This window comes from Bradyrhizobium sp. (assembly GCF_036735945.1).
Lineage (GTDB): Bacteria > Pseudomonadota > Alphaproteobacteria > Rhizobiales > Xanthobacteraceae > Bradyrhizobium.
The window spans coordinates 1-5,738 of record NZ_DAINNI010000202.1 but is presented as its reverse complement, the minus strand read 5'-3'; the positions used below and the strand labels follow the sequence as shown (position 1 = coordinate 5,738).

The window sequence follows — 5,738 nt, the reverse complement described above, 5'->3', positions numbered from 1 at the left end:
AGCGCCAGCAGGTTGGTCTGCTCGGCGATCGCGGTGATCAGCTTGACGACGTCGCCGATCTGCTGCGCGGCGCGCGACAGCTTTCCGATCCGTCCGTCGGTCTGTTCGGCCTGGCGGACGGCGGCTTCGGCGATCTGGCTGGATTCCTTGACGCGGCGCCCGATCTCGTCGACCGAGGTCGACAGTTCCTCGGTTGCCGAGGCCACCGACTGCATGTTGCTGGAGGCTTCTTCCGAGGCGCCGGCGACCTGGCTCGAAAGGTTTTGCGTGGTCTCCGCGGTGCGCGTCAGCGTGTCGGCGGCGGATTCGAGTTGCACCGCGGAGGAGGAAACGTTGGCGACGATGGCGCCGACCGCGGCCTCGAATTCGTCGGCGAAGCGAATGAGCTCGGCGCGGCGCGCGGCGCTCGCGGCCTTGTTCTGCGCTTCCTGGGCAGCGGCGTCCCGTTCGGCGCGCGCAATCGCCTGCACCTTGAACTCCTCGACCGCGCCGGCCATCTCGCCGAGTTCGTCCCTGCGGCCGAGGCCCGGCAGCACGACCTCGAACTCGCCGGCGGCGAGCTTGCGCATCGCGCTGCACATCGCGGTCATCGGCCGCGAAATCCCCGCGCCAAGCAGGAACGCCCAGACACAGCCGAGCAGGAAGCCGCCGGCGGCGAGGATCAGGATCAGCCGCTCGGTCTCGCCGATGGTCGCATCCGATTCGGCTTCCAGCCGCTTCTGATCCGACAGAAGGTCCGACTTCATGGCGGCCGAGGCCTTGTTGATCTCGGCGGCCGTCTCGGTCATTTCCTGGATCAGGCCTTCGATCTCCCTGGCGTTGCCGATCAGCATGGCGAGCGACCGGCGGTATTCCTCCAGCATGCCGGAAACTTCCTTGATGCCGTCCTGGATCTTGGCGTTGGTGGTCGAGATCGCCTTCAGCGCATTTTCGACGAATTTCAGGCGCGCCAGTGCGCTGTTGGCGACCGCCTGGTCGGAATTGACCACGAAAGTCTGGGCCAGCGCGGTGACCGCCTGAAACTGCTCGATCACCTTCTTGGTGCCGAGGGTGATTACCGGCATCTCGTCATCTTCGGCATTGCTCGGGAGGTCGTCGAGCTTGTAGCGCAGCGAGTTGCCGGTGCGAGCAAGCTGGTTCTGCGCGATGCGCGAACTCTCGTCCTTGACCTTGAGCATGTCGGCGAAAATCTTGGTGAAGGTGCGGAATTCCCGCTCCAGCTTCGCGAGCTGCTCAAGCCGCGCCGGGTTGGCGGTCCCCTTCATCGAGGCCAGGATCGCCTCCTTCAGGCGGGCTTCGGCCTCCAGCGCGGCCTTGCCGTCCTCTTCCTTCCCGGTGACGACGAAATAGCGGGCGAGCAAGCGATAGGAGATCAACTCGCGGTCGATGTCGCGCGACAGGTCGGCTTCCCGCACGCCGCGCCGGTAGGAGTCGACGACGGCGGACACACGTTCGAACCCGAGATAGGCAAAGCCCATGCTGCCGGCCGAAATCGCCAGCACGACGGCAAAGCCGAGCATGATCTTGGCGCGGAACCGCAAAGCTGGAAGCCTGAAAGACGCGCCGCCGCTACGCTTCAGAAATCGCATGTCACCCCCCGTTTTCATTCTGAAAAGCAGGTATCGGGAGGCCCGGCCCCCAATCCGGTGCGCAAACCTAAGGCAGAATGGATAAGGGCGGGTAAATCGCGGGAAAGAGGTGCAGGGGGGCCACCTTTCCTACTTTCCCCTGGAGGCGGAGGCTGTGAGTCGCGCGGCTCTCAGTCGCGCGCCGGTGTCATCACAATGACAGGCCCCACCAAAATCCTAGTTGCAAGTTCCGCCTGCGCTGTTTCTAATTGGAATAATTACAAAACATCGGGAGGAACCACGCGTGTCTACAGTCAAGCTGACGGTAAACGGCAAGGCCGTCTCGGTCGATGTCGAAGACCGGACCCTGCTCGTCCATCTCCTGCGCGACCATCTGAACCTGACCGGCACCCATGTCGGCTGTGACACCAGCCAATGCGGCGCCTGCGTGGTCCATATCGATGGCCAGGCGGTCAAGTCCTGCACCGTGCTGGCCGGCCAGGCCGCCGGCTCCAGCATCACCACGATCGAAGGCATCGCCAAAGGCGACGAACTGCACCCGATGCAGGCGGCGTTCCGCGACAATCATGGCCTGCAATGCGGCTACTGCACCCCGGGCATGATCATGTCCGCAATCGATATTGTGCACCGCCACAGAGGCCAGCTCGACGAGGCGACCGTCCGCCATGAGCTGGAGGGCAACATCTGCCGCTGCACCGGCTACCACAACATCGTCAAGGCGGTGCTCGACGCGGCCGGGCGCATGAAGGTCTCGCAGGCGGCTGAATAGAGCCGCAGGCCAACGAGTTCCGAATTAAAGACCCGCGTTTCGATGGAAATGGCGGGAAACCAATAACTCCGGTTGGGAGGACAGACATGGGCGTTGAAGGCATTGGCGCAAGCGTGGTGCGCAAGGAAGACCGCCGTTTCATCACCGGCAAGGGACGCTACGTCGACGACATCAAGGTGGTGGGCATGACCCACGCACACTTCGTTCGCAGTCCGCATGCGCATGCCAGGGTCAAGGGCATCGATTCCGCCGCCGCGATGAAGCTGCCGGGCGTGATCGCGGTGCTGACGGGCCAGCAGATCGTCGACGACAAGATCGGCAATCTGATCTGCGGCTGGGCCATCACCTCCAAGGACGGCACGCCGATGAAGATGGGCGCCTGGCCGGCGATGGCGCCGGAAACGGTGCGCTTCGTAGGCCAGGCGGTCGCCGTGGTGATCGCCGAAACCAAGAACCAGGCGCGCGATGCGGCCGAAGCCGTGGTCGTCAATTATGAAGAGCTGCCGGCGGTGGCCGATGTCAAGGCCGCGATCAAGCCGGGCGCGCCGCAACTGCACCCGGAAGCGCCGGGCAACATCATCTATGACTGGCATATCGGCGACGACGCCGCTGTCAAGGCCGCCTTCGCCAAGGCGGCGAACGTGGTGAGCCTCGACCTCACCAACAACCGCCTGGCGCCGAACGCGATGGAGCCGCGCGCGGCGATCGCCGATTACGATGCGGCCGAGGAGCATTTCACGCTGCACACCACGTCGCAGAACCCGCACGTCGCCCGCCTCGTGCTGTCGGCGTTCTACAATGTCGCGCCCGAGCACAAGCTGCGGGTGATCGCGCCCGATGTCGGCGGCGGCTTCGGCTCGAAAATCTACATCTACCCGGAAGAAATGGTGGCGTTGTGGGCGTCGAAGAAGGTCGGCCGTCCCGTGAAGTGGACCGGCGACCGCACCGAAGCCTTCCTCACCGACGCGCATGGCCGCGACCACGTCAGCCATGCCGAGATGGCGTTCGACAAGGACAACAGGATTCTGGGCTTGCGGGTGAAGACCCACGCCAATTTCGGCGCCTATATGTCGCTGTTCTCCTCGGCGGTGCCGACCTATCTCTACGCGACGCTGCTGTCGGGGCAGTACGTCATCCCGGCGATCTATGCCGAGGTGGTGGCGGTCTATACCAACACCACGCCGGTGGACGCCTATCGCGGCGCCGGCCGGCCCGAGGCGAGCTATCTGCTCGAGCGCATGATGGAGACCGCGGCGCGTCAGCTCAAGGTCGATCCGGCCGAACTGCGCAAGAAGAACTTCATCACCAGCTTCCCGTACCAGACGCCGGTGATCATGGCCTATGACATCGGCGACTTTAACGCCTCCATCGATGCCGCGATGAAGGCGATCGACTACGCCGGCTTCGCCGGCCGCAAGGCCAAGGCGAAGACCGAAGGCAAGCTGCGCGGCATCGGCGTGTCCTGCTACATCGAGGCCTGCGGCATCGCCCCCTCGAAGGCGGTCGGCAGCCTGGGCGCCGGCGTCGGCCTGTGGGAATCGGCGGAAATCCGCGTCAACCCTGTTGGCACCATCGAAGTGCTCACGGGATCGCACAGCCACGGCCAGAGCCATGAGACGACGTTCAGCCAACTGATCGCCGAACGGCTCGGCGTTCCCATCAGCCAGGTTTCGATCGTGCACGGCGATACCGACAAGGTGCAATTCGGCATGGGCACCTACGGCTCGCGCTCGATCGCCGTCGGCGGCACCGCCATCGTCAAGGCCATGGAGAAGATCGAGGCCAAGGCCAAGAAGATCGCGGCGCACGCGCTGGAAGCGAGCGAGAACGACATCGTCATCGAGAACGGCGAGTTCAAGGTGACCGGCACCGACAAGTCGATCGCGCTGCCGATGGTCGCGCTCGCGGCCTATACCGCACACAATTTGCCCGACGGCATGGAGCCGGGCCTGAAGGAAACCGCCTTCTACGACCCGACCAACTTCACCTTCCCGGCCGGCTCCTATATCTGCGAGGTCGAGGTCGATGCCGCCACCGGCAAGACCTCGTTCGTGAACTTCGTCGCCGCCGACGACTTCGGACGCCTGATCAATCCGATGGTCGTGGAGGGCCAGGTCCATGGCGGCCTTGCGCAGGGCATCGGCCAGGCGCTGCTGGAGCATGCCATCTACAACGACGCCGGCCAGCCGGTGACGGCATCGTTCATGGACTACACTATGCCGCGCGCCGACGACCTGCCGTCGTTCAAGGTGCAGCACACCACCACGCTGTGTCCGGGCAATCCGCTCGGCGTCAAGGGCTGCGGCGAGGCCGGCGCGATCGGCGCCTCGGCCGCCGTCATCAACGCCATCACGGACGCGATCGGCAACAACAGGCTGGAAATGCCGGCGACGCCCGACCGTGTCTGGCACGCGATCCACGGTTAATCAGGAGGACGCATCATGTACGAGACCAACTATCACCGCGCCTCCTCGGTCGACGAGGCAACCACGCTGTTCGCAAAGGGCAAGGAAGCGAAATATCTCGCCGGCGGCCAGACGCTGCTTCCGGTCATGAAGCAGCGGCTCGCCTCGCCATCCGACGTGATCGATCTTGCGAAGATCAAGGATCTCGTCGGCTGCCTGGGGACCACCTCCGGCATCGAGATCAAGGCGGCGACCACGCATTACGACGTGTCGCAGGATGCCACCGTGCGCAAGGCGATCCCGGCGCTGTGCACCCTCGCCTCGCAGATCGGCGACCCTGCCGTGCGCCATCGCGGCACCATCGGCGGCTCGCTCGCCAACAATGACCCCGCCGCGGACTATCCCGCCGCGGTGCTGGCGCTGAATGCGACCATCAAGACCAACAAGCGCCCGATTTCCGCTGACGATTTCTTCCAGGGCCTGTTCACGACGGCGCTGGAAGATGGCGAGATCATCACCGCGGTCGGCTTCCCTGTCGTCGACAAGGCGGGCTACGCCAAATTCCCGCATCCGGCCTCGCGCTTTGCGCTGACCGGCGTGTTCGTGGCGAGGACGCCGAACGGCGATGTCCGCGTCGCCGCGACCGGCGCGTCGCAAAGCGGCGTGATGCGGGTCGGCGCAATCGAGGCGGCGCTGAAAGCGAACTGGTCCCCCGGTGCGATCGACGGCGTCAAGATCCCGGCGGACGGGCTGTTGAGCGATATCCACGGCACCGCCGACTACCGCGCCAATCTGATCAAGGTGATGGCGCAGCGCGCGGTGCAAGCCGCGGGATAACGACTAAACGCAACTTTCATGCGAGCGGCGCGCAGCAATGCGCGCCGCTTTCGTATTTAGGTGTCATTCCTGCGCAAAAGAAGCTGTCGATAGCTAATTAAGTTGGCCGGTTTTGGTAACACATCAAATGTCCGCTTC

The 5,738-nt window shown here is 64.4% G+C and carries 4 protein-coding genes; 3 read left to right on the top strand and 1 reads right to left on the bottom strand.

What is annotated here, in order from left to right; genetic code table 11:
- A partial coding sequence (locus V7E26_RS28910) for a methyl-accepting chemotaxis protein (RefSeq protein ID WP_324422802.1) occupies window positions 1-1,589 on the bottom strand: 1,589 nt, incomplete at its 3' end.
- 283 nt (window positions 1,590-1,872) lie between these two features.
- Between V7E26_RS28910 and V7E26_RS28905 the strand changes: the two genes are divergently transcribed.
- The 3 genes from V7E26_RS28905 to V7E26_RS28895 all read left to right on the top strand — a co-directional run bounded on the left by V7E26_RS28905 (window position 1,873) and on the right by V7E26_RS28895 (window position 5,600).
- Complete coding sequence (locus tag V7E26_RS28905) at window positions 1,873-2,358, top strand: (2Fe-2S)-binding protein (protein WP_324422801.1); 486 nt, start codon at window positions 1,873-1,875, stop codon at window positions 2,356-2,358.
- A gap of 86 nt (window positions 2,359-2,444) precedes the next feature.
- Window positions 2,445-4,784 carry a xanthine dehydrogenase family protein molybdopterin-binding subunit gene (locus V7E26_RS28900; RefSeq protein ID WP_324422800.1) on the top strand — a complete coding sequence of 780 codons (2,340 nt, stop codon included), beginning with the start codon at window positions 2,445-2,447 and terminating at the stop codon, window positions 4,782-4,784.
- A gap of 15 nt (window positions 4,785-4,799) precedes the next feature.
- On the top strand, window positions 4,800-5,600 hold the full coding sequence (locus V7E26_RS28895) for an FAD binding domain-containing protein (RefSeq protein WP_324422799.1): 801 nt from the start codon (window positions 4,800-4,802) through the stop codon (window positions 5,598-5,600).
- The last annotated feature ends 138 nt before the right edge of the window (window positions 5,601-5,738 follow it).